Below are 22,151 nucleotides of genomic sequence, written 5' to 3'. Positions count from 1 at the left end.
GACTTGGGGAGCCTCAAAATTCTGGGGTCGCAAAAACCCCGAAGATGGTAAATCTGCCAATAGTCTCCTCCCCCCGGCCGCCGTTGCCGCCCTGAATGCCCCAAGGAACCCAGATGACCACGCTTTCTCAGATCGCCTGGGACGATACCGTCCTGCCTTTTCAACTCGACCGCTCGGACATCCGCGGCCGCGTCGCGCGGCTGGATGGCGTATTGGAGCAGGTGCTGGCCCAGCACAGTTACCCCGCCGTTGTCGAAGCTCTGGTGGCCGAAGCCGCCCTGCTGACCGCGCTGATCGGCCAGTCCATCAAGCTGCGCTGGAAATTGTCCCTGCAAATCAGGGGCAACGGCCCGATCCGCATCATCGCCACCGATTATTATGGCCCCGGCGAAGACGGTTCCCCGGCGCGCATCCGCGGCTGGGCAAGCTATGATAAAGAGCGCATCGACGCTGAAGGCCCGGGCTTTGAGCAGATCGGTCAGGGCTATTTCGCCGTGCTGATCGATCAGGGCGAGGGGAACCTTCCCTATCAGGGCATCACCCCCCTCGCGGGCGGCTCGCTCTCCTCCTGCGCCGAGGCCTATTTCGCGCAATCCGAGCAGCTGCCGACGCGATTCGCATTGTCCTATGGCCGCTCGCTGATGCCGGGCCGCTCGGAGCAATGGCGCGCCGGGGGCGTGATGCTGCAAACCATGCCCAAAGCCTCACCCTTTGCCGCCGCGCAGGAAGGCTCGGGCGAGGCCGGTCTGTTGCAGCCGCAGGACATTCTGGACGGCGAAGAGGGTGAGAACTGGAACCGCGCCAATGTGCTGCTGGATACGGTCGAAGAGCTGGAGCTGATCGGCCCCACCGTGCATCCGACCGACCTTCTGGTGCGGCTCTTTCATGAGGAAGGCCCGCGGGTCTTTGACCCGCAGCGGATCGAGTTTGGCTGCACCTGCTCGGAAGACAAGGTGCGCGGCTCGCTGGCGATCTATTCGGCCAAGGACATCCGCACGATGACCACGCCGGACGGCACGGTGACCGCCGATTGCCAGTTCTGCGGCCGTCATTATGCCTTTGACCCGAAGTCGCTGGGCTTTGAGGCCGAGGTGGATGCAGAGGGCAATCCCCTGCCACCAAAAGCGGATGCCAAAAGCCATGGCTGACGCTTTCGCCCCGATCCGCGCCGCGCTGGCCAGACCGGGGCGGCCCTCCTCCGATTACGACCTCAACCCCGGCATCGCCCTGCCCGAAGGGCGACAGCTGCGGGCGGCGGGGGTGCTGGTCGCCTTTGAAGAGCGGCCCGAGGGGCTGAGCCTTTTGCTGACCAAACGCGCCTCGCATCTGCGCCATCATCCGGGACAGATCGCCTTTCCCGGCGGCAAGGTTGATCCCGAGGATGCCGACCCGATTGCCGCCGCCCTGCGCGAGGCGCGCGAAGAGGTGGCGCTGGATCCGGCCAATGTCGAGGTGCTGGGGGTGATGGAGCCGCATGAGACGGTGACGAGCTATGTGGTGACGCCGGTGCTGGCGCGGATCCGCGCGCCGTTTCGCCCGATCCCGGAAGCGGGCGAGGTAGCCGAGGTGTTTTCGGTGCCGCTGCGCCATGTGACCGATCCCGCGCGCTACAGCATCGAGGGGCGGCGCTGGCTGGGCACGACGCGGCGCTATTATACGGTGCCTTTCGGCCCCTATTACATCTGGGGCGCCACCGCGCGCATCCTGCGCAGCCTCGCGGACCGTATGACATGAGCCGCGCCCCCCTTACCGGATCACCGCAAAGCAGTGCCCCCCTTTCCGGGGCATGGCTGAGCGCGCCGGGGGTGCAGCAGGTGCTGGGACTGCTGAACACCGCCGGGCATCAGGCCTATCTGGTCGGCGGCTGCGTGCGCAATGCGCTTTTGGGCACCGGGGTCTCGGATGTCGACATTGCCACCGATGCGCTGCCCGAGCGGGTGACGGCGCTGGCCGGAGCGGCGGGACTGAAGGTTGTCCCCACCGGCATCGAACATGGCACCGTCACCGTGCTGGTGGCGGGCATCCCGCATGAGGTGACCACCTTCCGCCGCGATGTGGAAACCACCGGGCGGCACGCCACCGTCGCCTTTTCCACCCGGATCGAGGAGGATGCCGCCCGCCGCGATTTCACCATGAACGCGCTCTATGCGGATGCCGGGGGCCGCGTGCTTGACCCCCTGGGCTCCGGGCTGGACGATCTTGCCGCCCGTCACCTGCGCTTTGTGGGCGATGCCGATCAGCGCATCGCCGAGGATTACCTGCGCATCCTGCGCTTTTTCCGCTTCACCGCCTGGTATGCCGACCCCGCGGAAGGCCCCGATGCCGAGGGGCTGGCCGCCTGCGCTGCCGGGGCCGAGGGGATCGAGACCCTCTCGCGCGAGCGGGTGGGGGCCGAGATGCGCAAACTCCTCGCCGCGCCCGACCCCGCACCGGCGGTGGCCGCAATGGCGGCCAGCGGTGTGCTGATGCGGACCCTGCCGGGGGCCGAAGCAAGGGCGCTGGCCCCTTTGGTGCATCTTGAGGCGGGACAGGCCCCGCGCTGGCAACGGCGGCTGGCGGTGCTGGGCGGCGCCGATCTGACGGCGACGCTGCGCCTGTCACGCGACGAGGCCCGGCAGATCGAGGACCTGCGCGACGCCATCGGCGCCCCGGACAGCGCCGCCACGCTCGGCTACCGGCTGGGCGCGGTGCTGGCCACGGATGCCCTTCTGGCGCGCGCGGCCGTGCTGGAAAGCCCGCTGCCGCCGGACTGGCAGGCGGAGGTGGCGCGGGGGGCTGCGGCAAAATTCCCGGTTTCCGCCGCCGATCTGATGCCCGATCTCGGCGGCCCTGCGCTGGGGGCGGCGCTGAAAGCGCTGGAAGCGCGCTGGATTGCCTCGGGCTTTGTGCTCTCACGCACCGAACTTCTCGCCGCAAGGTGACTTTCCCAAAGGGGGGGCGCGGCCTATATCTCAGGCATGAACAAAATGAACCGCCTGATCGATGCGTTCCGCCCGGCGGAGAGCGCCCCGCCCAACCGCCTTGGTGCCTTTTTCGTCTGGGCGTTGCGCGGCGCCTGGCCTGCGCTGTTTGGCGCGGGGGTGCTCTCGGCCCTCACCGGCTCGCTTGAAGTCATCTCGGCGCTCCTCCTCGGCTGGGTGGTCGACGCGGCCCTTTCCGCCAGCCCGGGGCAGATCTTTCAGGAACATGGGCTGCTGATCGCCGCCTTTGCGGGGTTCTATCTGATCCTGCGGCCGCTGGTCTTTGGTGCTTCCTCTGCCGCCTCCAACATCATCATCAACCCCAATGTGCTGCCGCTGGTGCTCTCAAAACTGCACCGCTGGACGATGGGGCAGTCGATCACCTTCTTTGACAATGATTTTGCCGGACGCATCGCGCAAAAGCAGATGCAGACCGCCCGCGCCGTCACCGATGTCGCCAGCGAAGTGATCAACACCGTGGCCTTTTCGCTGGCCTCGATCATCGGCTCGGTCCTGTTCCTGCTGTCCATCGACACCTGGGCCGCCGTGGCACTCGGGGTCTGGCTGGTGACCTATATCGGGCTGATCCGCGCCTTTCTGCCGCGCGTGCGGACGAAATCCGCCGCCCGCGCTTCCGCCCGCGCCATGGTCACCGGACAGGTGGTCGACACGATCACCAACATCAAAACCGTGAAACTCTTTGCCTCGGCTGAGCATGAGGACCGCGCCGCGCTGAATGCGATGATGGGCTTTCGTGAAAGGGCGCTGTCCTTTGGCGTGATCTCCTCCACCTTCCGCTTTGCGCTGACCACCCTCGCCGGGGTGCTGCCGGTGGTGCTGGTGGGCGGCGCGCTCTTGGCCTGGCAATCGGGATCGGCGAGCGAGGGCGACATTGCCGCCGCCGGGGCCATCGCCATCCGCATCGCGCAGATGACCGGCTGGGTCTCGATGTCGCTGATGAGCCTCTGGGGATCGATCGGCGAGGTCGAGGACGGGATGAACACCCTGACCCCGCCGCACGAGCTGACCGACCGCAGCGGTGCGCGGGTGCTCGGACGGGCGCAGGGCGCGCTGGCCTTTGAGGATGTGGGCTTTGCCTATGGCCGCAAAACCGGCGGGGTCGAGCATATCAACCTGAGCATCGCCCCCGGTGAACGGCTGGGGATTGTCGGTGCCTCGGGGGCCGGGAAATCGACGCTGGTGGCGCTGCTGCTGCGGCTCTACGACACGGAAAAGGGGCGGATCACGCTGGACGGCCACGATCTGCGCGACGTGACGCAGCAATCCTTGCGCCAACAGATCGGCATGGTCACGCAGGAAACCGCGATGTTTAACCGCTCGGCCCGCGACAACATCCTCTATGGCCGCCCGGAAGCGACGATGGAGGAGGTGATCGCCGCCGCCCGCGCCGCCGAAGCCCATGAGTTCATCCTGAAGCTCGAAGATCACATGGGCCGCAAAGGCTATGACGCGCATCTGGGCGAGCGGGGGGTGAAACTCTCGGGCGGGCAGCGGCAGCGGATCGCGCTGGCCCGCGCCTTCCTGAAGGATGCGCCGGTGCTGGTGCTGGATGAGGCGACCTCGGCGCTCGACAGTGAGGTGGAGGCGCAGATTCAGGAGGCGCTGCTCAGGGTGATGGAGGGCAAGACGGTGCTGGCCATCGCGCACCGCCTCTCGACCATCGCGGAAATGGACCGGATCGTGGTGATGGAGGCAGGCCGCATCGTCGAGATGGGCAGCCATGACGATCTTTTGGCGCAGAACGGCCTTTATGCCCGCTATTGGAACCGGCAGTCGGGTGGATTCATCGGCACCGATGATGATAAGGCAGCCGAAGAGCTGGCCGCCGAATAGGCGGAGGCCGGCGGTTTCGGGAGCGCAAGATGGAGCTGACGGTTCAGCGGTTGACCCTGCAGGGGGATGGCGTGGCACGCGGGACGGATGGTCCGGTCTATGTGCCGATGGCCCTGCCCGGCGAAGTGGTCACCGGCGAGATCAGCGAAGGGCGCATCGCCGCCCCGAAGATCTTGACCCCCAGCGCCGACCGCGTACGCCCGCCCTGCCCGCATTACCGGTCCTGTGGCGGCTGTCAGTTGCAGCACGGCTCGGATGCTTTCGTGGCGGGCTGGAAACAGACGGCGGTACGGCAGGCGCTGCACGCGCAGGGCATCGAAGCCGAGATCCGCGGCATCGACACCTCGCCCCTGCACTCGCGCCGCCGGGCGGTGTTTTCCGGACGGCGGACGAAAAAGGGCGTGCTTTTGGGCTTTCACGCGCGCGGCAGCGACACGGTGGTCGAGGTGCCGGGCTGCCTGATCCTGCGCCCCGAACTCATGTCGGTGATGCCCGCTTTGCGCGAGGCGACGCAGCTCGGCAACAGCCGCAAGGGCGAGATGTCCTTTACCGTAACCCTCTCCGAAGCGGGCCCCGATGTCAGCTGCAAGGGCGGCAAAGAGGCGGATGCCGATCTCATTCAGGCGCTGGTGAAACTGGCGACGCGCGCCGATCTGGCGGGGCTGAGCTATAACGGCGAAGCGATTGCCCAGCGCCGTCCGGCCACCCAACGCTTTGGCGCGGCCCGCGTCACCCCGCCCTCGGGCGCGTTTTTGCAGGCAACGGCCGAGGGCGAAGCCGCGCTTCTCTCTCTCGTGCGCGAGGCGGTCTCGGGCGCGGGGCGCATCGCCGATCTCTTTGCGGGTTCGGGCACCTTTGCGCTGCCGCTGGCCAGCGAGGCCGAAGTGCATGCGGTGGAGGGAGAGACCGCGATGATCGCCGCGCTCGACGCCGCCTGGCGCGGCACGCCGGGACTGAAGCGGCTGAGTTCCGAGGTGCGCGACCTCTTCCGCCGCCCGCTTTTGCCCGATGAGCTGGCGCGCTTTGACGCGGTGGTCATCGACCCGCCGCGCGCGGGTGCGGCCGCACAGGTGGCCGAACTGGCCCAAAGCCGGGTGCCGGTGATCGCGCATGTCTCGTGCAATCCGGTCACTTTCGCCCGCGATGCGCGGGCGCTGATCGCGGCGGGCTACCGGCTCGACTGGGTGCAAGTGGTCGATCAGTTCCGCTGGTCGGTGCATGTCGAGCTGATGGCGCGATTCTCGCGCGGCTGAGCCAACACGCAGCGCGCGCGGTTCTGCTGCCCCCGATAACGGTTCCGTGACCGCAAAGCGGGTCACAGCGCGCGTTGCGGCCTTCAGGGGCGCTAGGCAGCACAGCGATTTTGACGTAAAAGAGGGGCAATAATAAACGCAGTACCTTACAGGCCTCCTCCATGATTTTCCGACGCAGCTTCCTTGGCCTCGCGGGCCTTTCGCTCTTGTCTGCCTGCTTTCGGCGGGGAGAGGAGCTGATCCGTCTGCCCCGTTACGACGGGCCGCCGATCACGCAAATTCAAATCTACAAGGAACGCCGCATGATGTACCTGTTCTCGGAACAGGCTGTCGTGGGCAAATACAAGGTGGCGCTGGGCGGCAATCCGGTGGGGCCGAAGCGCTATGAAGGCGATGGCAGAACGCCCGAGGGGCTCTATTACATCGACTATCTCAACACGCGCAGCAGCTACCATCTGAGCCTGCGGATCTCCTATCCCAATCCGCAAGATGTGGCGAATGCCGAATCCATCGGCAAAAAGCCGGGCGGCGACATCTTCATCCATGGCGAAGCCGATGGGAAAAAGGGCCGCAATCCCGATTGGACCGCAGGCTGCATTGCCGTGACCGACGAGGAGATCGAAGAGATCTTCTCGAAAGTGCCGCTGGGCACCCCGGTGTTCATCTATCCGTGACAGGCTGATATCCGTGACGGGCCCCTGTCGGTGACAGGCCAAAGTCACAGATCCACACGGATCCTGCAGCAAAGACCGAATGCAAAAAGCCCCGGAATTTCCGGGGCTTTTTCAATGGATCAGGCGAAGGGGCGGCGGATCAGGCGAAAGGGCCGCGGGCGAGGCCCGGACCGCCGGTCTCAGCCGCCGGTGATCAGCGTCCACCAGATCTTGCCGCTCGGTTCCTGATACCAGTCAAAGCCCAGGTCCGTCGCCTCCGGGCTCAGCACCACTGCGCGGGTGTCGGGCGTGTCCATCCAGGCGGCGAGGGTTTCGCCTTCGGTCTCATAGGTCTCGGCGATATTCTCGCCCTTCACATGGCCCATGTAGCCCGCCTTCTGCGCCCGCGCGAGCGGCGAGGAGCCGTCCGAGCCAAAGTGCCAGGGGCGGTTCTGCGCGGCCATATCGCGCGAATGGATCTCGGCGGCGGCACTCAGCTGCGGGTTCAGCGCCAGCGGGCCATCGCCTGCGGCGGCGCGCAGCGCGTTGACCGAAGCCAGCATGCCTTCGGTGATCCGCGCCTCATCGGAGGGCTTGATACGGTAGAGTTGCGGCAGGGGCTTGCCATCGGGGCCCAGTTGCGGCGGCTCGGGGCTCTGGCAGCCCGCAAGGGCCAGCGCAGAAAGAAAAAGAAGGCCTTTGAGGCGTGTCATGTCAGATATCCGGATCAGGTCGGCCCGACCTTTACAGGCAAGACCCCCTCGGGGCAAACCCACAGTTTCGTGAAACAGCGCGATGACAGCAGTTTGATTTGCGCCTGCGGCATTGTCGCAATAAGGGAGGGAAAATCGCATCGGGCATCGGCATTTGGAGAAGAAGATGAGCAACGCGCGCAAAACGGGGCCGAACCGTCGGCATTTCATTGCCAGCACCGCGCTTTTGGGCGCAGGTCTGGGCGTCAGCCTCGCCGCGCCCGCCTTGGCGCAGACGGTCTATGATTCGGGCACGCAGACCGAAGACAACGCCTATACCAACATGCGCCGCAACATCTCGAGCTTCCGTGCGCTGGACTGGCAGCCCTATTTCGACAACACCAAGAACGGTGTGATCCTGGTCGACATCACCTCGCGGGCGCTGCATTTCTGGAACGAAGACCGCTCGGTCTACAAGCTCTACCCGACCTCGGTGCCGGTTTCCTCCGACCTGACGCGCAAGGGCCGCACCGAAGTGATCAAGAAAGTGGTCGGCCCGACCTGGTCGCCGACGCCCGCGATGCGCGAGCGTAACCCCGAATGGCCGGCCTTCGTGCCCGCCGGGCCGGACAATCCGCTTGGTACCCATGCGCTTTATCTGTCGTGGCAGTATTACCGCATCCACGGCACGCATGACACGCGCAAGATCGGCCGCAAATCCTCGAACGGCTGCATCGGCCTGTACAACGAACATATCCAGGAGCTGTTCGGGCTGACCACGGTCGGCACGCAGGTGCTGCTGATCTAGGATCGCAACGGTCACAACACACAAAGGGCGGGGATTTCCCCGCCCTTTTCGCATGCCATCGCCACATGTCCACGGCAGTGCGGCGCAAGAGGGTTCGATACCCTCGCACCGCATGCCCCCGGGGCTCAAACCCAGCCGGTCAGGTTTTCGCCGATCACCTCCATCAGCGCGCCGATATGGGCGGGATCGTCGTTGAGGCAGGGAATATAGGTGAAGCTCTCGCCGCCCGCATGCAGGAAGGCCTCGCGGATCTCGCCGTTGATCTCTTCCAGCGTCTCGATGCAATCGGCGCTGAAGGCGGGCGAAATCACCGCGATGTTCTTTTTCCCCTGCCGCGCCAGCTCGGCCACATGCTCGACCGTATAGGGCTTGAGCCATTCTTCGCGGCCAAACACCGACTGGAAGGTGGTGATGATCTGCCCCGGCGCCCAGCCCAACCGCTCACGCAAGAGGCGCGAGGTCTTCTGGCACTGGCAGTGATAGGGGTCACCCTCCAGCAGATAACGCTTCGGCATGCCGTGATAGCTGGCCACCAGCGCATCGGGCCGCACCGCAAGCCCGGCATAGGCCCGCTCCACCGATGCGGCCAGCGCGTCGATATAGCCCGGCCGCTCGAAATATTCCGCGACGGTGCGGCTGGCGGGCTGCCGCTTGGTGTTTTGCAGCGCGCGGAAGAACTGGTCATTCGCGGTGGCGGTCGTCGGCCCGGCATATTGCGGATAGAGCGGGAAGAACAGGATGCGGTCGCAGCCCGCCGCCACCATCCGGTCCACCACGCTTTGGGTGGACGGGTTGCCGTAGCGCATGCAGAAATCCACCATCACCCGGTCACCCCATTGCGCCGTGGCTGCCGCGCGCAGAGCCGCCACCTGATCCTTGGTGATGGTCAGCAGCGGGCTTTCATTGGCCTCGTGGTTCCAGATCGATTTGTAATTCGCCCCTGAGGCAAAGGGCCGCCGGGTCAGGATCACCAGCTGCAACAGCGGCTGCCAGAGGTAGCGCGGCAGGTCCACCACCCGACGGTCCGAGAGGAACTCGTTCAGATAGCGCCGCATCGACCAATAGTCATAGCCATCCGGCGTGCCCAGATTGGCCAGAAGAATCCCGACCTTGGCCTTGGGCAGAGCGGGGTGGTCGGCGGCGGCATGCGGGGGGCGCGCGGTGCTTACTTCGGCGGCAGTCATGTCATTTCCTGATCATTTTCGGGGAATACGGGGAACCCATGCCCGAGTTAACGCGTTTTCTCCCTGCGTCAATCTCACCTTGCAAGCAAACTGGACATCGTGAAGACCTTTATTGCCCCCCCGCCGCCGCCCGACCTGCGCCGCGCCGCGCTCTACCTCGATTTCGACGGTACGCTCGTTGACATCGCCGCACGCCCCGAAGCGGTGATCGTGCCCGACGGCCTGATGCCGCTGCTGACGGCAGTGCACAAAGCCACCGGGGGGGCGCTGGCGATTGTCTCGGGGCGCGGGGTGGATGTGCTGGAGGCCTTCTTGCCCGGCTTTCCCGGTGAGATGATCGGCAGCCACGGGGGCGAGCGTCGCGGCCATGACTCGCCGCCGCCGCCGAACCTTGGCCGCTTGCAGACCGAGCTTGCCGTGTTTGCGACCGCCGAGGGGCTGCATTTTGAACCCAAATCGCACGGCGGTGCCCTGCACTACCGCGAGCGTCCGGAAGCGGAGAGCAAAGTGCTGGACTTCGCCAGCACCCTCGCCCGCCGTTCGCCCGGCTATGGCCTGCAACGCGCGAAAATGGCGGTGGAATTGCGCCCCGCCGGGGCGTCGAAAGACGCGGCGCTGGCGCTTTTATCGGCCGAGGCGCCCTTCGCGGGGCGGCATCCCTATTACCTCGGGGATGACACCACTGATGAGCCGGCGATCGTCTGGGCCAATGCGCAGGGCGGCACCGGCATCAAGATCGGCGAGGGTGAGACCGCCACAAGGCACCATCTTGCCACCCCCACAGACGTTCTGGCCTGGCTGGCCGCAGCCGTGAAGGGGCACTGACATGGCGCGGCTGATTTGTCTGTCGAACCGCATCCCGCTTGGCCCCAACCCCTCGGGCGGGCTGGTGGTGGCGCTCGAAGATGCGCTGACCGAAACCGGTGGTCTCTGGATCGGCTCCTCGGGCGAGCCGGTCGAAGACCCGGTCGAGGCGTTGCGCCCGGTCGAGGGCGGCCCCTTCGCGCGGATGATCTTTGACCTCTCGCCGCAGGAGAATGAGGAATATTACGCGGGCTGCGCCAATTCGGTGCTCTGGCCGCTGTTTCACGGCCGCACCGATCTGATGGACATCCGCAGCGAGTTTCTGGCCGCCTATAAATCGGTGAACCGCCGCATCGCGCGGATGCTGGTGGCGATCCTGCGTCCCGATGACCGGATCTGGGTGCATGATTTCCACCTGATCCCGCTGGCGCATGAGCTGCGCAATCTGGGCGTCACCAACCGCATCGGCTTTTTCCTGCACACGCCCTTCCCGACGCCGCTTGCCATGCAGGCACTGCCGAATGGTGAGGAGATTTGCTTCTGGCTGGCCGCCTATGACCTTGTGGGGCTGCAGGCCGAGCGCGACACCCGCAATGCTTTGGCCGCCATGGTGGAACTCGGCGGCGGTACCGAGCTGGCGGGTGGGATCGCCCGCATGGGCGCGCGGCAGGTGCGCATTGCCACCTTCCCGATTGCCATCGACGCGACAGAATTTCAGAACCTGGCCGAGGTCGAATTCGACAAACTCCCGCCCGGCATCGTCAAGGCCGACCGGCGGCTGATGATCGGGGTGGACCGGCTGGACTATTCCAAAGGCGTGCCGCAACGCTTCCGCGCCTTTGGCGAGTTTCTCGACCGGCATGAGGATTGGCACCGACATGTCTCGCTGTTGCAGATCTCACCGCCGACGCGTGAGGGGGTGCAGGCCTATGACGATATCCGGGCGGAGCTGGAGCATCTGGCGGGTTCGATCAACGGCACCCATGCCGATATCAGCTGGAATCCCATCCGCTATATCCACCGCGCCGTCCCGCGCGAGATGTTGGCCGGGCTTTACCGCGCGGCGGATGTCGCGCTGGTGACGCCGCTGATGGACGGGATGAACCTCGTGGCCAAGGAATTCGTGGCGGCGCAGAACCCCGAGGATCCGGGTGTGCTGATCCTGTCGCAATTCGCAGGCGCCGCCGAGCAGATGCCCGAGGCGCTGATCATCAACCCGCATGACATTGAGCAGATGGCCACCACCATGCTGACCGCGCTTGCCATGTCGCAGCGCGAACGGATCGAGCGGCACAGCGCGCTGATGGCCGGGCTGGTGGCGCATGACGTGCATTGGTGGTCAAAGGGATTTCTGACGGCGCTGGGCTGAGGCCCGCGCCGCTCAGAGTTTGGTTTCATCCGCCCCGAGCGCCGCGGCCAGCCGGTTGACCGCCGAGCCGGGGCGCAGGGGTTTTTGCTGGCTTTCATGCGGCGCCCAACCGGCGAGATAGATCAGCTCAAAACTCGCGCGGATGCGGCCCTCGCCTTCGGGATAGGCCTCGGCATAGCGGGCGGCGGCGGCGGCGATCACCGCACGGCGGGTGGCGTGGCGCAAACGCTGACTCAGCGCATTCGCCTCGCCCATCGCGCGCAGATCGGCCATCAGATGCAGCGCATCGCGGTAGCTGACGCGGCGCAGGCTGGCATCGGCCACCGGCAGCGCAAAGCCCGCGCGCTGCAACAGCCCGCCCAGATCGCGGATCTCGCCCATCGGCAGCACGCGGGGCGAGAGGCCGCCAGAAACTGCCACCTCGGCCTCGGCCAGCACCGCGCGCAGTTCGGACAGCGTCTGCCCGCCCAGCATCACGCCGAGGAACAGCCCGTCCGGGCGCAGCCCCCGGCGCGATTGCACCAATTGCCCCACCGGATCGTTGGACCAATGCAGCCCCATCGCATGCACCACCAGATCATGCGCGCCCGGCGTCAGATCCAGCAGTTCCGCCTCGGGCACAATCGTGGCGCCCGGCAGGATCGCCAGCCAAGGCTCCGGGAAAGCGGTGATGACGGCGGCGGCGGTAAAATCGCGTTTGATATCCGCGAGCCGCTCGGCGATTTCCTCCGCCGCTTCCTCATGCAGAAATAGCGCTGGCCCGATGGCGCGCGCGCGGGCACGATTGCGGGCAAGGGCTTCACTGTCGATCAGGGGCAAGGATGTGTTCATGACATCGCTATTTAGGGAAGCCCGGCGGCGGATGCTAGGGGCGCTGCGCGGTATCCTGCCGCCGCAATGTCTGGCCTGCGGGGCAGAGGTGACCAGCGATCACGGCCTCTGCCCCGACTGCTGGCGCGAGACGGTGTTTTTGACCGGCCTTGTCTGCGACCTCTGCGGCGCGCCCTTGCCGGGCGAGGACGAGGGGCGGCCCGAACATTGCGACGATTGCCTGCGCACGCCACGCCCCTGGCGGCAAGGGCGCGCGGCGCTCCTCTATACCGGCGCCGGGCGGCGGCTGGTGCTGGCGCTGAAACATGGCGACCGGCTGGATCTGGTGCCGCCGCTCGCGGGCTGGATGGAGCGCGCGGCCGGGCCGCTTTTGGTGCCGGATCTGCTCGTGGTGCCGGTGCCGCTGCACCGCTGGCGGCTGGTCAAGCGGCGCTATAACCAATCGGCGCTGCTGGCGGCGGCATTGGCGCGCCACACGGGGCTGCGGCATATCCCTGACCTGCTGACCCGCACCCGCGCCACCCCCAGCCAGGAAGGGCGCGACCGTGAGGCCCGCTTTGCCAATCTGGAGGCGGCGATCCGCGTCACCCCCAGGCGGGCGGCGGCGCTGACCGGGGCACGGGTGCTTCTGGTCGATGATGTGCTGACCTCGGGGGCCACATTGGCGGCGGCAACCGACGCCTGTCTGGCGGCCGGGGCGCGAGATGTTTCGGTGCTGGTACTGGCACGCGTTGCGAAGGATGCCTAAATCCGTAATAGTCCCGGCCAAACAAAGGAACCCCGCATGCCGCGCGTTGAGATTTACACCACCCAGACCTGCCCCTATTGCATTGCCGCAAAAAAGTTGCTGCAATCCAAAGGTGTTAGCTATGAAGAAACCGATGTGGGCGCCGATCCCGCGATCCGCGAGGCGATGACCGCCCGCGCCGGTCGCCGCTCGGTGCCGCAGATTTTCATTGGCGGCACGCATGTGGGCGGCTGCGATGATCTGCATGCGCTGGATGCCGCGGGCAAGCTTGACCCGATGCTGGCCGCCTGAGCCATGCGCGCCGGTCTGATCCAGCTTTCCGTTTCGGACGATCCCGTGGCCAACCTGTCCGCCACCCGCGCCCTGGTGCGCGCGGCGGCGGCGGGTGGGGCGGGTTTCGTGCTGACGCCGGAATGCACCAATATCCTGTCCTCGGACCGGGCGCATCAGCGCGCCGTGCTGCAGGATCAGGCGACAGATCAGACCCTGGCCGCGTTACGGACCGAAGCCGCGGATCTGGGCATCTGGCTGTTGATCGGCAGCCTCGCGCTGAAGACCGATGACGCCGATGGCCGCTTTGCCAACCGCAGCTTTCTGATCGCGCCGGACGGCAGCATTGCCGCCAGCTACGACAAGATCCACATGTTCGACGTGGATGTCTCGCCGACCGAGCAATACCGCGAATCCTCGGGCTACCGGCCCGGCGACCGTGCGGTGCTGGCGGAAACGCCCTTTGGCACTTTGGGGATGGCGGTCTGCTATGATCTGCGCTTCCCGCAGCTTTTTCGCACGCTCGCACAGGGCGGCGCGAGCATCCTGACCGTGCCCGCCGCCTTCAACGACACCACCGGTGCTGCGCATTGGGAGGTGCTCCTGCGCGCCCGGGCGATCGAGAACGGCGCCTATGTGCTGGCGCCCGCGCAATGCGGCACCCATGCCGCGCATCAGGGCCGCGCCCGGCGGAGCTATGGGCATTCGCTGGCCGTGTCGCCCTGGGGCGAGGTTTTGGTGGATGGCGGCACCGAACCCGGCGTGAGCTATGTCGATCTCGATCCCGCCGCTGTCAGCGCCGCCCGCGCCCGGGTGCCCTCGCTGGCGCATGACCGGCCGTTCGCCGCGCCCGAAACCGGGGCGCTCTGAGATGGTCGAAGTTGCCGATACCCTCGCCGCCGCGCTGTTTTCCGAGGTCTTCATGGCCGATCAGCTGGCGCGCAACCGCATCAGCCGGGCTTTGCCCAAGGGCATGGAAATTTCGCATTTTTCCGTGCTGAACCATCTGGCCCATGCGGGTGAAGAGCGGACGCCCGCGCAGCTGGCCGCCATTTTTCACGTCACCCGCGGCGCGATGACCAACACGCTCTCCAAGCTGGAATGGGCCGGGCATGTGCATATCCGCCCCGATTGGGACGATGCGCGGCGCAAATTCGTCTCGATCAGCCCGGCGGGGAAAGCGGCGCGCGATGCGGCGCTGGCGGCCTTCATGCCGCTGATTGCCGATGTGGTGCGCGGCATCGGCACCGATAAAGTCCGTGCCACGCTGCCGGTCCTGCGCGAATTGCGCGCGCGGCTGGAAGAGCAGGATTAGGCGCGTTTGACGCTCGCGGTGACATAATTCACCGACAGATCGCGCGGCGACAGGCTCCAGGACCAGCCGAGCGGGTTGAACACCATGCCCTGACGGTCCACCGGATCGAGGCCTGCCGTGCGGATCAGCCCGTAAAGTTCGTCCGGCGTGATGAACTTCGACCATTCATGCGTGCCCTTCGGCAGCCAGCGCATCACCCATTCCGCGCCGACAATCGCCATCGCAAAGCTTTTCGGCGTGCGGTTCAGGGTCGAGCAGATCATCAAGCCGCCGGGGTTCAGCAGTTCCTGACAGGTGGTGGTGAAGCCCTGCGGATCGGCTACATGCTCGACCACTTCCATGTTCAGCACCACGTCGAACCGCTCGCCCGCCGCCGCCATCGCCTCGGCGGTGGTGTGGCGGTAATCGATGGTCAGCCCCGATTGCTCGGCATGCAGCCGCGCCACCGGGATATTGCGCGCGGCAGCATCGGCGCCGACCACCTCGGCCCCGAGACGCGCCATCGGCTCGGCCAAAAGCCCGCCGCCGCAGCCGATGTCGAGCAGACGCAGCCCGGCGAAAGGGGCCGCATCGCTGCGGTCGCGGCCGAATTCGGCGCAGATCTGGGTGACGATATAGTCAAGCCGACAGGGGTTCAGCATGTGCAAGGGTTTGAATTTGCCCGCAGGATCCCACCATTCTGCGGCCATCGCCTCAAATTTCGCCACTTCGGCGGGATCGACGGTATTCAAAGTGGCGTCTTCGGCAACGTGCGACATCGGGCGAACCTTTCTTGCATCCGGGGGCACCCTGACCGTGGCGGGCGCCTCTTTCGCGTTATATAGTCCGAGGATGGACAGAACCGCAGGGCAAAAGCGCGCATCAGGCGCCTTTCTTTACCCGATGATCGAGCCCTTCGATCAGAGGATGCTTGAGGTGGGCGATGGCCACCGGATTTATGTCGAGCAATCGGGCAATCCCGAGGGCCAGCCGGTGGTCGTGCTGCATGGCGGGCCGGGCGGCGGCTGCAGCCCGGCGATGCGGCGCTATTTCGACCCCGAATTCTACCGCGTCATCCTGTTTGATCAGCGCGGCTGTGGCCGCTCGCGCCCGCATGCGACCGTGCTGGCCAACACCACCTGGCATCTGATCGCGGATATCGAGGTGATCCGGCAGGAGCTGGAGATCGAGGATTGGCACGTCTTTGGCGGCAGCTGGGGGGCGACGCTGGCGCTGCTCTATGCCGAGACGCATCCTGACCGGGTGACGCAACTGGTGCTGCGCGGCGTGTTTCTGGCGATGCAGTCCGAGCTGGACTGGTTCTACGGCGGCGGTGCCGGGGTGTTTTACCCCGATCTGTGGCAGCGCTTCACCCAGATGATCCCCGAGGAAGAGCGCGGTGATCTGATTGCGGCCTATCATGAGCGGCTCTTTTGCGGTGATTTCGCGATTGAGGCGCGCTTTGGCCGGGCCTGGGCGCAATGGGAGAACGCGCTGGCCTCGGTGGAGTTTGACGGCATGGTCGGCGAGGCGCCGCCCGATTATGCCCGCGCCTTTGCCCGGCTGGAGAACCATTATTTCACCCACAAGGCGTTTCTGGAGGAGGACGGGCAGATCCTGCGCGACCGGCACCGGATTGAGCATATCCCCGCCACCATCGTGCAGGGGCGGCTGGATATGATCTGCCCGCCCCATTCCGCCTGGCGGCTGGCGCAGGGCTGGGCGCGCTGCGATCTGCGGCTGATCGGCGCCTCGGGCCATGCGCTGTCCGAGCCGCGGATCAGCGCCGAACTGGTGCGGGTGATGGACGCTTTGCGCGGCTGAAAACAGCAGCCTTGCGTTGCCGGGCGGTTTGGCCTATATGCCCTTCAACAGCGGCGCGGGTGAGGGAAACTTCACCGGCCCACCGGGAAAGATCAACGGGCCGCGACGGCCCGTTTTTTGTTATTGAAGGATCGGAAACATGACCGACCTGATCGCCAAGACCGCCATCGACCGGCGCCTGGCCGAGATTGTCACCCCTGCCATTGAAGGCCTGGGATACGAGCTGGTACGCATCCGCCTGATGGGCGGGCTGACCAAGACCCTGCAGATCATGGCCGACCGGCCCGAGGGCGGCATCAACGTCGATGATTGCGCCAAAATCTCCACCGCCGTCTCGGCGGTGCTGGATGTCGAAGACCCGATCGAGGATAATTATCACCTCGAAGTCTCTTCGCCCGGCATCGACCGGCCGCTGACCCGTCTGAAAGACTTCGACATGTGGGAAGGCTATGAAGCCCGCATCGAGACCGAAGGCCAGATTGACGGGCGCAAGCGGTTCAAAGGCATTCTGGTCGGCACCGAGGGCACCGAAGTGCTGATCAACATCGAAGAAGGCACCGTCGGGCTGGAGTTCGACTGGCTGGTCGATGCCAAGCTGGTGCTGACCGATGAGCTGATCGCGGAAATGCTGCGCCAGCGCAAGGAATCCGGCGTGGTCGACGAAGACATGCCCGATGACATCGAAACCGAATTCGAGACTGACACCGAATCCGACCCGTCCCCCGAATCTGACCCGTCCCAGGAGGCGTGACCCATGGCAATCACCTCAGCCAACCAGCTTGAACTGCTGCAAACGGCCGAAGCCGTTGCCCGCGAGAAGATGATCGACCCGGAGCTTGTGATCCAGGCGATGGAAGACAGCCTCGCGCGCGCTGCCAAATCGCGCTACGGCGCCGAGATGGACATTCGCGTGACCATCGACCGCAAGACCGGCCGGGCGAAATTCACCCGCGTGCGTACCGTGGTGGAAGATGAAGCGGTCGAGAATTATCAGGCCGAAGTCACGGTGAAACAGGCCAAACAATATCTGGCCGACCCGCAGCTGGGCGATGAGATCATCGACGAAGTGCCGCCGGTTGAGCTGGGCCGGATTGCCGCGCAAAGCGCCAAGCAGGTCATCTTGCAAAAGGTGCGCGAAGCCGAGCGCGATCGTCAGTTCGACGAATTCAAGGACCGCAAGGGCACGATCATCAATGGCGTGGTCAAGCGCGAGGAATATGGCAACCTGATCGTCGATATCGGTCGGGGCGAAGCCATCCTGCGCCGCAACGAGAAAATCGGCCGCGAAAGCTATCGCCCGAACGACCGCATCCGCGCCTATATCAAGGACGTGCGCCGCGAAGCGCGGGGCCCGCAGGTCTTCCTGTCTCGGACCGACCCGCAGTTCATGGCCGAGCTGTTCAAGATGGAAGTGCCGGAGATTTATGACGGCATCATCGAGATCAAGGCCGTGGCCCGCGACCCGGGTTCGCGCGCGAAAATCGCCGTGATCTCCAATGACAGCTCGATCGATCCGGTCGGCGCCTGCGTCGGCATGCGCGGCAGCCGTGTGCAGGCCGTTGTCGGCGAGTTGCAGGGCGAGAAAATCGACATCATTCCGTGGAACGCCGATCAGGCGACCTTCCTCGTCAACGCGCTGCAGCCGGCCGAAGTGGCCAAAGTGGTGATCGACGAAGAAGCCGGCAAGATCGAAGTCGTGGTGCCCGATGAGCAGCTGAGCCTCGCCATTGGCCGTCGCGGCCAGAACGTGCGTCTGGCCAGCCAGCTGACCGGGCTCGACATCGACATCCTGACCGAGGCCGAGGAATCGAGCCGCCGTCAGGCCGAATTTGCCGAGCGGACGAAATTGTTCGTCGACGCCCTTGATCTGGACGAGTTCTTTGCCCAACTTCTGGTGGCCGAGGGCTTTACCAGCCTCGAAGAGGTCGCCTATGTCGATCTGGACGAGCTGCTGGCGATCGACGGCGTGGATGATGGCACCGCTTCTGAACTGCAGGCCCGTGCCCGTGATCACATCGAAGAGTTGAACCGCAAGGCCACCGAAGCCGCCCGTGCCTTGGGCGTCGAGGACAGCCTGTTCGATTTCGACGGTCTGACCCCGCAGATGATCGAAGCGCTGGCGAAAGACGATGTGAAGACGCTGGAAGACTTTGCCACCTGCGCCGACTGGGAGCTGGCCGGCGGCTGGACCACGGTCAACGGCGCCCGGGTGAAAGACGAGGGGATTCTCGAGAAATTCGAGATGAGCCTGGAAGAAGCGCAGCAACTGATCATGACGGCGCGGGTTCAGCTGGGCTGGGTCGATCCGTCGGAACTGGCTGGCGAGACAGAAGCTGAAGACGGCGAAGAGGAGGCCGAGGTCTGAGCCTCGGAGGAAACGCGATGACGCGCGGTGGCCAAGAGAATGACAACGAAGAGCCGGAACGGCGGTGCATCGTCACCGGCGAGGTTCAGCCCAAGCCGGGGCTGATCCGCTTCGTGCTGGGCCCCGACGCGATGATTTTCCCGGATCTGGCACATAAACTGCCGGGCCGGGGGATCTGGGTCACGGCTGACCGTGAGGTGCTGGAAACGGCGGTGTCGAAAAACGCCTTTTCCCGTGCCGCACGCCAGCCGGTGAAACTGCCCGAAGGGTTGCCTGACCTGATTGAGGCGGCTTTGGCGCGGCGGGTGGTCGACCTTGTGTCGCTCGCCCGCAAGTCGGGCCGGGCGGTCTGTGGGTTTGAGAAAGTGAAAGACTGGTTGGCGCAGGGTCGTGCCAAGGTGCTGTTGCAAGCCTCTGATGGATCAGAGCGGGGCAAGGGCAAGCTTTGGACCCCCGAAGGGGGCCGTTGGTTCGGCTGTCTTACCGCGTCGGAATTGGGTTTGGCTTTTGGCCGCGATCATGCCATACACGGCGCGCTTGCGACTGGCGGACTCACCAAACGTGTAATAGTCGATGCAGCGAAGCTTACGGGCATGCGCAAGCAGGACGGCGGCGCGACCGCCGGGAAGGATACGAAGACGGTATGAGCGATACAGACGGCAAGAAACCCCTGGGTCTTGGTGGCGGACGCCCTGGTCAGGTGAAGCAGAGCTTCTCCCATGGTCGGACCAAAAGCGTTGTTGTTGAGACGAAGCGCAAGCGCGTGGTGGTGCCGAAACCCGGCGCCGCCAAAACCACTGGCACGTCCAACCCTGCGCTGGGCGATCCGTCAAAACGCCCGGCAGGCATCACCGATGCCGAAATGGAGCGCCGTCTGAAGGCGCTTCAGGCGGCGAAACACCGCGAGGCCGAAGAGGCCATTCAACGCGCCGCCGACGAAAAGGCCCGCGAAGAAGAGCGTGAGCGCCGCCGCGCCGAGATCGAAGCGAAAGAGCGTGAAGACCGCGAGCGCGAAGAAGCGCTGCGTCTGAAGGCCGAAGAAGATCAGCGCAAAGCCCGGGAAGCCGAGCTGCGTGCGCAGAAGAAAGAGGAAGTGCGCAAGCCCGCGGCTGCCGCTGCTGCCCCGGTTGATCCGGCCGCTGCAGAGGCTGCCGAGTCGCGTGCCGCAACCAAAGGCGTCACCGTGGGTGCGCCGCGCAAGACCGACCGCGAACGCGACGGTCGCGGTGCGGCGACGGATCGTGATGCCCGTGCCAAGGCAAAAACCACCGAGGATGCACGCCGCACCGGTCGTCTGAGCCTGAATGATGCGCTGCAAGGTGGCGAAGGCGGGCGGCAACGCTCGATGGCCGCCATGAAGCGCAAGCAGGAAAAGGCACGCCAAAAAGCGATGGGCTTTGGCCAGAAAGCCGAAAAGCAGGTGCGCGACGTGCAGCTGCCGGAAGTGATCGTGGTCTCGGAACTGGCCAACCGGATGGCGGAACGCGCCGCCGATGTGGTCAAGTCGCTGATGAAAATGGGCATGATGGTCTCGATCAACGAGAGCATCGACGCCGATACCGCCGAGCTGATCATCGAAGAATTTGGCCACAAAGCCGTCCGCGTGTCGGATGCCGATGTGGAACAGGTGATCGACACGGTGAAAGACAAGGACGAGGATCGCCTGCCGCGTCCGCCGATCGTGACCATCATGGGCCACGTCGACCACGGCAAAACCTCGCTTCTGGATGCGATCCGCAAGACTTCGGTCGTGTCGGGCGAAGCCGGGGGCATCACCCAGCACATCGGCGCCTATCAGGTGACGACCGAATCGGGTGCGGTTCTGACCTTCCTCGACACGCCGGGCCACGCCGCCTTTACCTCGATGCGGTCGCGCGGGGCTCAGGTGACCGATATCGTCGTGCTGGTGGTTGCCGCCGATGACCAGGTGATGCCGCAGACGGTTGAGGCGATTGCCCATGCGAAAGCGGCCAATGTGCCGATGATCGTGGCGATCAACAAGATCGACAAATACGAGGCCAATCCGCAAAAAGTGCGGACCGATCTCTTGCAACACTCGGTCGTGGTGGAAGCCATGTCGGGCGATGTGCTGGACGTGGAAGTCTCGGCCAAGACCGGTCTCGGTCTGGACAAACTGTTGGAAGCCATTTCGCTGCAGGCCGAAATTCTCGACCTGCGGGCCAACCCCGAACGCTCTGCCTCCGGCGCGGTGATCGAGGCGAAGCTGGATGTGGGCCGTGGTCCGGTGGCAACGGTTCTGGTGCAGAACGGCACGCTGAAGCGCGGCGACATCTTTGTCGTGGGCGAGCAGTGGGGCAAGGTGCGTGCGCTGATCAACGATCAGGGCGAGCGGATCGAAGAAGCGGGCCCCTCGGTGCCGGTGGAAGTCCTCGGTCTGAACGGCACGCCGGAAGCCGGTGACGTGCTGAACGTCGTCGACACCGAAGCCCAGGCCCGCGAGATTGCCGATTACCGGATCAAAGCTGCGAAAGACAAACGCGCAGCCGCCGGTGCCGCAACCACGCTGGAACAGCTGATGGCGAAGGCCAAGGCCGACAAATCGGTGGCTGAGCTGCCGATTCTGGTCAAAGCCGACGTGCAGGGTTCGGCCGAAGCGATCGTTCAGGCGATGGAAAAGATCGGCAACGACGAAGTGCGCGTCCGCGTGCTGCACTCGGGTGTTGGTGCCATCACCGAGACGGATATCGGTCTGGCCGAAGCCTCGGGCGCGCCGGTCATCGGCTTTAACGTGCGGGCCAATGCGCCGGCACGCGCCAGTGCCAACCAGAAGGGCGTCGAGATCCGCTACTATTCGGTGATCTACGACCTGGTGGATGACATCAAGGCGGCCGCCTCGGGCCTGCTGAAAAACGAAGTGCGCGAGCATTTCATCGGCTATGCGGCGATCAAAGAGGTCTTCAAGGTCTCGGGCGTTGGCAAAGTCGCCGGCTGTCTGGTCACCGAAGGCGTGGCACGCCGTTCGGCAGGCGTGCGCCTGCTGCGCGACAACGTGGTCATCCACGAGGGCACGCTGAAGACGCTGAAACGCTTCAAGGACGAGGTCAAAGAGGTGATTTCGGGTCAGGAATGCGGGATGGCCTTCGAGAACTATGACGACATCCGCAACGGCGATGTCATCGAGATCTTCGAGCGCGAAGAGATCGTGCGCAAACTCTGAGAAAAGGGGGCGAAAGCCCCCTTTTTTAATTCTGCGGCCGGGGGCGGGTTGTCGCGCGCGCCCG

General features: G+C 65.3%; 22 protein-coding genes. 18 read left to right on the top strand and 4 right to left on the bottom strand.

Going from position 1 to position 22,151, the window contains the following annotated elements; translation table 11 throughout:
- Window positions 1–113: 113 nt before the first annotated feature.
- The 6 genes from hslO (at window position 114) to ACEN2S_RS03775 (ending at window position 6,741) form a co-directional block, all read left to right on the top strand.
- Window positions 114–1,148, top strand: a complete 1,035-nt coding sequence (gene hslO, locus ACEN2S_RS03800) for an Hsp33 family molecular chaperone HslO (RefSeq protein ID WP_441862574.1) — start codon at window positions 114–116, stop codon at window positions 1,146–1,148.
- A complete protein-coding gene (locus tag ACEN2S_RS03795; RefSeq protein WP_441862571.1) occupies window positions 1,141–1,734 on the top strand; it encodes a CoA pyrophosphatase in 594 nt (197 codons plus the stop codon). Before hslO ends, ACEN2S_RS03795 begins: the two co-directional genes overlap by 8 nt.
- Complete coding sequence (locus tag ACEN2S_RS03790) at window positions 1,731–2,921, top strand: CCA tRNA nucleotidyltransferase (RefSeq protein WP_441862568.1); 1,191 nt, start codon at window positions 1,731–1,733, stop codon at window positions 2,919–2,921. The genes ACEN2S_RS03795 and ACEN2S_RS03790 overlap by 4 nt, the downstream gene beginning before the upstream one ends.
- A gap of 36 nt (window positions 2,922–2,957) precedes the next feature.
- Complete coding sequence (locus ACEN2S_RS03785) at window positions 2,958–4,814, top strand: ABC transporter ATP-binding protein (protein ID WP_441862566.1); 1,857 nt, start codon at window positions 2,958–2,960, stop codon at window positions 4,812–4,814.
- A 29-nt stretch (window positions 4,815–4,843) separates the two neighbouring features.
- Window positions 4,844–6,067 carry a class I SAM-dependent RNA methyltransferase gene (locus tag ACEN2S_RS03780; protein ID WP_441862564.1) on the top strand — a complete coding sequence of 408 codons (1,224 nt, stop codon included), beginning with the start codon at window positions 4,844–4,846 and terminating at the stop codon, window positions 6,065–6,067.
- A 161-nt stretch (window positions 6,068–6,228) separates the two neighbouring features.
- Window positions 6,229–6,741 carry a L,D-transpeptidase family protein gene (locus tag ACEN2S_RS03775; protein ID WP_441862561.1) on the top strand — a complete coding sequence of 171 codons (513 nt, stop codon included), beginning with the start codon at window positions 6,229–6,231 and terminating at the stop codon, window positions 6,739–6,741.
- Window positions 6,742–6,920: 179 nt separating this feature from the next.
- On the opposite strand, the gene ACEN2S_RS03770 is transcribed toward ACEN2S_RS03775, so the two are convergent.
- On the bottom strand, window positions 6,921–7,433 hold the full coding sequence (locus ACEN2S_RS03770; protein WP_441862559.1) for a CAP domain-containing protein: 513 nt from the start codon (window positions 7,431–7,433) through the stop codon (window positions 6,921–6,923).
- 166 nt (window positions 7,434–7,599) lie between these two features.
- Here ACEN2S_RS03770 and ACEN2S_RS03765 point away from each other — a divergent pair, with 166 nt between their 5' ends.
- Window positions 7,600–8,220: a L,D-transpeptidase gene (locus ACEN2S_RS03765; protein ID WP_441862556.1), complete on the top strand. Its 621-nt coding sequence runs from the start codon at window positions 7,600–7,602 to the stop codon at window positions 8,218–8,220.
- A gap of 125 nt (window positions 8,221–8,345) precedes the next feature.
- Here the strand turns inward: ACEN2S_RS03765 and hemH are convergent, their stop codons facing one another.
- Window positions 8,346–9,404, bottom strand: coding sequence for a ferrochelatase (gene hemH / locus ACEN2S_RS03760; RefSeq protein WP_441862553.1), 1,059 nt, complete (start codon window positions 9,402–9,404; stop codon window positions 8,346–8,348).
- A 99-nt stretch (window positions 9,405–9,503) separates the two neighbouring features.
- On the opposite strand from hemH, the gene otsB reads away from it, so the two are divergent.
- Both otsB and ACEN2S_RS03750 read left to right on the top strand, forming a co-directional pair.
- Window positions 9,504–10,229 (top strand): trehalose-phosphatase, encoded by a 726-nt coding sequence (otsB, locus tag ACEN2S_RS03755; RefSeq protein ID WP_441862550.1) that lies wholly within the window; start codon window positions 9,504–9,506, stop codon window positions 10,227–10,229.
- Window position 10,230: 1 nt separating this feature from the next.
- On the top strand, window positions 10,231–11,577 hold the full coding sequence (locus tag ACEN2S_RS03750) for an alpha,alpha-trehalose-phosphate synthase (UDP-forming) (protein ID WP_441862547.1): 1,347 nt from the start codon (window positions 10,231–10,233) through the stop codon (window positions 11,575–11,577).
- A 12-nt stretch (window positions 11,578–11,589) separates the two neighbouring features.
- On the opposite strand, the gene ACEN2S_RS03745 is transcribed toward ACEN2S_RS03750, so the two are convergent.
- A complete protein-coding gene (locus ACEN2S_RS03745) occupies window positions 11,590–12,408 on the bottom strand; it encodes an SAM-dependent methyltransferase (protein ID WP_441862544.1) in 819 nt (272 codons plus the stop codon).
- On the opposite strand from ACEN2S_RS03745, the gene ACEN2S_RS03740 reads away from it, so the two are divergent.
- Genes ACEN2S_RS03740 through ACEN2S_RS03725 form a run of 4 tightly spaced genes read left to right on the top strand, consistent with a single transcriptional unit; the run spans window position 12,407 to window position 14,741 of the window.
- On the top strand, window positions 12,407–13,156 hold the full coding sequence (locus ACEN2S_RS03740) for a double zinc ribbon domain-containing protein (protein WP_441862541.1): 750 nt from the start codon (window positions 12,407–12,409) through the stop codon (window positions 13,154–13,156). The genes ACEN2S_RS03745 and ACEN2S_RS03740 overlap by 2 nt on opposite strands.
- 36 nt (window positions 13,157–13,192) lie before the next feature.
- Window positions 13,193–13,447: a glutaredoxin 3 gene (grxC, locus tag ACEN2S_RS03735; protein WP_441862538.1), complete on the top strand. Its 255-nt coding sequence runs from the start codon at window positions 13,193–13,195 to the stop codon at window positions 13,445–13,447.
- A 3-nt stretch (window positions 13,448–13,450) separates the two neighbouring features.
- Window positions 13,451–14,296 (top strand): carbon-nitrogen hydrolase family protein, encoded by an 846-nt coding sequence (locus ACEN2S_RS03730; RefSeq protein ID WP_441862535.1) that lies wholly within the window; start codon window positions 13,451–13,453, stop codon window positions 14,294–14,296.
- 1 nt (window position 14,297) lies between these two features.
- Complete coding sequence (locus tag ACEN2S_RS03725; protein ID WP_441862532.1) at window positions 14,298–14,741, top strand: MarR family winged helix-turn-helix transcriptional regulator; 444 nt, start codon at window positions 14,298–14,300, stop codon at window positions 14,739–14,741.
- Here ACEN2S_RS03725 and ubiG read toward each other — a convergent pair.
- Window positions 14,738–15,499 (bottom strand): bifunctional 2-polyprenyl-6-hydroxyphenol methylase/3-demethylubiquinol 3-O-methyltransferase UbiG, encoded by a 762-nt coding sequence (gene ubiG / locus ACEN2S_RS03720; protein ID WP_441862530.1) that lies wholly within the window; start codon window positions 15,497–15,499, stop codon window positions 14,738–14,740. The genes ACEN2S_RS03725 and ubiG overlap by 4 nt on opposite strands.
- A gap of 73 nt (window positions 15,500–15,572) precedes the next feature.
- Here ubiG and pip point away from each other — a divergent pair, with 73 nt between their 5' ends.
- The 5 genes from pip (at window position 15,573) to infB (ending at window position 22,087) form a co-directional block, all read left to right on the top strand.
- On the top strand, window positions 15,573–16,544 hold the full coding sequence (gene pip, locus ACEN2S_RS03715; RefSeq protein ID WP_441862527.1) for a prolyl aminopeptidase: 972 nt from the start codon (window positions 15,573–15,575) through the stop codon (window positions 16,542–16,544).
- 139 nt (window positions 16,545–16,683) lie between these two features.
- Complete coding sequence (rimP, locus tag ACEN2S_RS03710; protein WP_441862525.1) at window positions 16,684–17,295, top strand: ribosome maturation factor RimP; 612 nt, start codon at window positions 16,684–16,686, stop codon at window positions 17,293–17,295.
- A gap of 3 nt (window positions 17,296–17,298) precedes the next feature.
- A complete protein-coding gene (gene nusA / locus ACEN2S_RS03705) occupies window positions 17,299–18,909 on the top strand; it encodes a transcription termination factor NusA (protein ID WP_441862522.1) in 1,611 nt (536 codons plus the stop codon).
- A gap of 17 nt (window positions 18,910–18,926) precedes the next feature.
- Window positions 18,927–19,556 (top strand): RNA-binding protein, encoded by a 630-nt coding sequence (locus ACEN2S_RS03700; protein WP_441862519.1) that lies wholly within the window; start codon window positions 18,927–18,929, stop codon window positions 19,554–19,556.
- On the top strand, window positions 19,553–22,087 hold the full coding sequence (gene infB, locus ACEN2S_RS03695) for a translation initiation factor IF-2 (protein WP_441862516.1): 2,535 nt from the start codon (window positions 19,553–19,555) through the stop codon (window positions 22,085–22,087). Before ACEN2S_RS03700 ends, infB begins: the two co-directional genes overlap by 4 nt.
- The last annotated feature ends 64 nt before the right edge of the window (window positions 22,088–22,151 follow it).

Source organism: Phaeovulum sp. W22_SRMD_FR3, assembly GCF_052113705.1.
Classification (GTDB): domain Bacteria; phylum Pseudomonadota; class Alphaproteobacteria; order Rhodobacterales; family Rhodobacteraceae; genus JBGQOG01.
The sequence above is the reverse complement of the archived record's forward strand: the minus strand, read 5'-3'. Positions and strand labels throughout refer to the sequence as shown.

Excerpts from the sequence above, each read along its gene's own strand:
- ACEN2S_RS03725 (WP_441862532.1), top strand. The coding sequence starts at position 14,298 with ATGGTCGAAGTTGCCGATACCCTCGCCGCCGCGCTGTTTTCCGAGGTC.
- ACEN2S_RS03775 (WP_441862561.1), top strand. The coding sequence starts at position 6,229 with ATGATTTTCCGACGCAGCTTCCTTGGCCTCGCGGGCCTTTCGCTCTTG.
- ACEN2S_RS03770 (WP_441862559.1), bottom strand. The coding sequence starts at position 7,433 with ATGACACGCCTCAAAGGCCTTCTTTTTCTTTCTGCGCTGGCCCTTGCG.
- hemH (WP_441862553.1), bottom strand. The coding sequence starts at position 9,404 with ATGACTGCCGCCGAAGTAAGCACCGCGCGCCCCCCGCATGCCGCCGCC.
- ACEN2S_RS03730 (WP_441862535.1), top strand. The coding sequence starts at position 13,451 with ATGCGCGCCGGTCTGATCCAGCTTTCCGTTTCGGACGATCCCGTGGCC.
- infB (WP_441862516.1), top strand. The coding sequence starts at position 19,553 with ATGAGCGATACAGACGGCAAGAAACCCCTGGGTCTTGGTGGCGGACGC.
- ACEN2S_RS03740 (WP_441862541.1), top strand. The coding sequence starts at position 12,407 with ATGACATCGCTATTTAGGGAAGCCCGGCGGCGGATGCTAGGGGCGCTG.
- nusA (WP_441862522.1), top strand. The coding sequence starts at position 17,299 with ATGGCAATCACCTCAGCCAACCAGCTTGAACTGCTGCAAACGGCCGAA.
- rimP (WP_441862525.1), top strand. The coding sequence starts at position 16,684 with ATGACCGACCTGATCGCCAAGACCGCCATCGACCGGCGCCTGGCCGAG.
- ACEN2S_RS03750 (WP_441862547.1), top strand. The coding sequence starts at position 10,231 with ATGGCGCGGCTGATTTGTCTGTCGAACCGCATCCCGCTTGGCCCCAAC.
- hslO (WP_441862574.1), top strand. The coding sequence starts at position 114 with ATGACCACGCTTTCTCAGATCGCCTGGGACGATACCGTCCTGCCTTTT.
- ubiG (WP_441862530.1), bottom strand. The coding sequence starts at position 15,499 with ATGTCGCACGTTGCCGAAGACGCCACTTTGAATACCGTCGATCCCGCC.
- grxC (WP_441862538.1), top strand. The coding sequence starts at position 13,193 with ATGCCGCGCGTTGAGATTTACACCACCCAGACCTGCCCCTATTGCATT.
- ACEN2S_RS03765 (WP_441862556.1), top strand. The coding sequence starts at position 7,600 with ATGAGCAACGCGCGCAAAACGGGGCCGAACCGTCGGCATTTCATTGCC.
- ACEN2S_RS03785 (WP_441862566.1), top strand. The coding sequence starts at position 2,958 with ATGAACAAAATGAACCGCCTGATCGATGCGTTCCGCCCGGCGGAGAGC.
- pip (WP_441862527.1), top strand. The coding sequence starts at position 15,573 with ATGGACAGAACCGCAGGGCAAAAGCGCGCATCAGGCGCCTTTCTTTAC.
- ACEN2S_RS03780 (WP_441862564.1), top strand. The coding sequence starts at position 4,844 with ATGGAGCTGACGGTTCAGCGGTTGACCCTGCAGGGGGATGGCGTGGCA.
- ACEN2S_RS03795 (WP_441862571.1), top strand. The coding sequence starts at position 1,141 with ATGGCTGACGCTTTCGCCCCGATCCGCGCCGCGCTGGCCAGACCGGGG.
- ACEN2S_RS03790 (WP_441862568.1), top strand. The coding sequence starts at position 1,731 with ATGAGCCGCGCCCCCCTTACCGGATCACCGCAAAGCAGTGCCCCCCTT.
- ACEN2S_RS03700 (WP_441862519.1), top strand. The coding sequence starts at position 18,927 with ATGACGCGCGGTGGCCAAGAGAATGACAACGAAGAGCCGGAACGGCGG.
- ACEN2S_RS03745 (WP_441862544.1), bottom strand. The coding sequence starts at position 12,408 with ATGAACACATCCTTGCCCCTGATCGACAGTGAAGCCCTTGCCCGCAAT.